This window comes from Streptomyces sp. WAC05292 (assembly GCF_003949955.1).
GTDB lineage: Bacteria > Actinomycetota > Actinomycetes > Streptomycetales > Streptomycetaceae > Streptomyces > Streptomyces globosus.
Window position 1 is genome coordinate 1 of sequence record NZ_RPSE01000590.1, and the last position, 2,671, is coordinate 2,671.

At 76.6% G+C, this 2,671-nt stretch carries 2 protein-coding genes and 1 pseudogene; all 3 read left to right on the forward strand.

The window, feature by feature from the left end:
* The first annotated feature begins 118 nt into the window (after nt 1-118).
* Nucleotides 119-1,241, forward strand: a pseudogene (locus EF903_RS31345) (GDSL-type esterase/lipase family protein).
* Nucleotides 1,242-1,290: 49 nt separating this feature from the next.
* The gene (locus EF903_RS31350) at nt 1,291-2,067 is read left to right on the forward strand and encodes a MerR family transcriptional regulator (protein ID WP_125548366.1); all 777 of its coding nucleotides are present in this window, start codon (nt 1,291-1,293) and stop codon (nt 2,065-2,067) included.
* The coding region (locus EF903_RS31355; RefSeq protein WP_148142627.1) for a glycosyltransferase at nt 2,064-2,671 on the forward strand (608 nt) is incomplete at its 3' end. The genes EF903_RS31350 and EF903_RS31355, both read left to right, overlap by 4 nt.

Consider the following 2,671-nt stretch of genomic DNA (forward strand, 5'->3'; position numbering starts at 1 on the left):
GCCTCAAGGTGGGCGTCAACGTCGTCAACCTGGACCTGATGCGCCGCCGGGCGTTCGGCCCCGCCCTGCACGGGTTCCTCGACACGATCCGCGAGGGCCGGCCCGACGTGCCGCCGAACTGGAGCGCACGCGGCACGGACTGCTGCCGCACCGGCTGCCCGCCGCGGCCCGAGCCCAGTGCGCGGACGGGCAGCTCGCGATGGCAGAGTCCCAACCCTCGGGCGTGCGCCTCGCGTTCCGCACCCGGGCCACCGCCGTGGAGCTCGACACCCTGCCGACGAAGCGGGTGCACGCCGGCGTGCCCCGCCCGGACGGCGTCTACGACCTGCTGGTCGACGGCCGGCTCACCGCGCAGGACAGCGCCCGCGGCGGCAACACCCTCGTCGTCGACCCGGCCGACCGGAGCACCGAGCTGCGGCCCGGACCGCCCGCGACCGTCCGCTTCGCCGGCCTGCCCGGCGTCGACAAGGACGTGGAGGTATGGCTGCCGCACGACGAGACGACCGAGCTGGTCGCACTGCGCACCGACGCCCCCGTCGAGCCGCTGCCCGACAGCGGCCGGCCGGTGTGGCTGCACCACGGCAGCTCGATCAGCCAGGGCTCCACCACCGCGAGCCCCACCGGCACGTGGCCCGCCGTCGCCGCCGCACTCGGCGGCGCCGACCTCGTCAACCTCGGCCTGGGCGGCAGCGCGCTCCTCGACCCCTTCACCGCGCGCCCTGCGGGACACCCCTGCGGATTTCGTCAGCCTCAAGGTGGGCGTCAACGTCGTCAACCTGGACCTGATGCGCCGCCGGGCGTTCGGCCCCGCCCTGCACGGGTTCCTCGACACGATCCGCGAGGGCCGGCCCGACGTGCCGCTGCTGGTCGTCTCGCCGATCCTGTGCCCCGTGCACGAGCACACCCCCGGCCCGACCGCGCTGGATCCGGCCTCCCTCGCCGCGGGGCGGCCGGCGTTCCGGGCAGCCGGCGACCCGCGCGAGGTGCCCGCCGGGAAGCTGACGCTGGCCGTCGTACGGGAGGAGCTGGCCCGCGTCGTCCGCGAGCGCTCCGCAGCCGACCCGCACCTCCACCACCTGGACGGCCTCGCCCTGTACGGCCCGGCCGACGAGGCGGCGCTGCCGCTGCCGGACAACCTGCACCCGGACGCGGCGGCCCACCGGCTCATCGGCGAGCGCTTCGCGCGGATCGCCTTCGGCGCCGGCGGCCCCTTCGCGGCCCGGCCCCGGCCCGCGGGTTGACCCTCACGCGGCGTCAGGCTGCACGCTGGGGCCGACGAAAGGGCCTCCCATGAGCTACTCGGTCGGACAGGTGTCCGGATTCGCCGGGGTGACCGTACGCACCCTGCACCACTACGACAAGGCGGGACTGCTGACGCCCGGCGAGCGCAGCCCGGCGGGCTACCGGCTCTACGGCGACGCCGACCTGGCCCGGCTCCAGCAGATCCTCTTCTACCGCGAACTGGGCTTCTCCCTGGAGGAGATCCGCACCCTCCTCGCGGACCCGGAGGCGGACCCCCTCGCGTACCTGCGGGAGCGGCACCGGGCGCTGAAGGAGCAGGTCGACCGGCTGAACCGGCTCGTGGAAGTGGCCGAGCGGGCCATCGAAGTGCAGCGCACCGGGGTGCGGCTGACGCCCGAGGAGCGCTTCGACGTGTTCGGCGACGTGGCCTTCGACCTGAGCTACGCCACCGACGCGCACCTGAAGTGGGGAGACAGCGCGGGCCACCGGGAGGCGATGGCACGGGCCGCCGCCCACACCAAGGAGGACTGGCGGGCCATCATGGCCGAGGCCGCCCAATGGCGTCGCTCGCTCCTGCAGGCCTTCGAGGAGGGCGCCACCGCGGACAGCGAGCGGGCCATGGACGTGGCCGAGGAGCACCGGGGCCACATCGGCCGCTGGTTCACGCCCTGCCCGCCGGAGACGCACTGCCGGATCGCGGACGAGTACACGGAGGACCCGCGGGCGTTCGCCCTGGTCGTCCCGCCGCCCGAGCAGAGGCCGGGCCTGGACCGCTACCTGCGCGACGCCGTCCGCGCCAACGCGGAGAGGATGCGGTCGCGGTGAGGGTGCTGATCCTGGCGGCCGGGTCCCACGGGGACGTCGCCCCCTACACCGGCCTGGGGGCGCGGCTGCGCGCGGCGGGCTTCGACGTCGCCCTGGCCGCACCCGAGGGGTTCGCCGGCACGGCGGAGCGGGCGGGGCTGGAGTTCCGCGGCCTGCCCGTCGACTGGCGCACCCCCGCGCGTCCCGGCCTCGTCGGTAGGGAGCCGGGCGGGGGCGGCGGCGGCGCACGGCCGGGCGGGCGCGGGCAGCTGATGCGCAGGGCCGCCGCGTTCATACGGGAGCTGGGGCAGGGCCTCGTACGGGCCGCGGAGCCGGGCGCGGACGCCCTGCTGCTGTCGACGACGACGGCCCCGCTCGGCTGGCACCTGGCCGAGGCGCTGGAGGTGCCGGCGCTGGGCGCCTACCTCCAGCCGGTGGCACCGACCTCCGCCTTCCCGCCCGTGATGTCCGCGGGCCGCCCGCTCGGCGGTTGGGGGAACCGGGCCATGGGCCGCCTGGCCGTGCGCGTCGTGGACCGGATGCACGCCGAGGCCGCGCGGGAGCTGCGGGCCGGGCTGGGGCTGCCCCCCGTGCCGCAGGGCGAGGTGCGCCGGCGGGTGGAGGG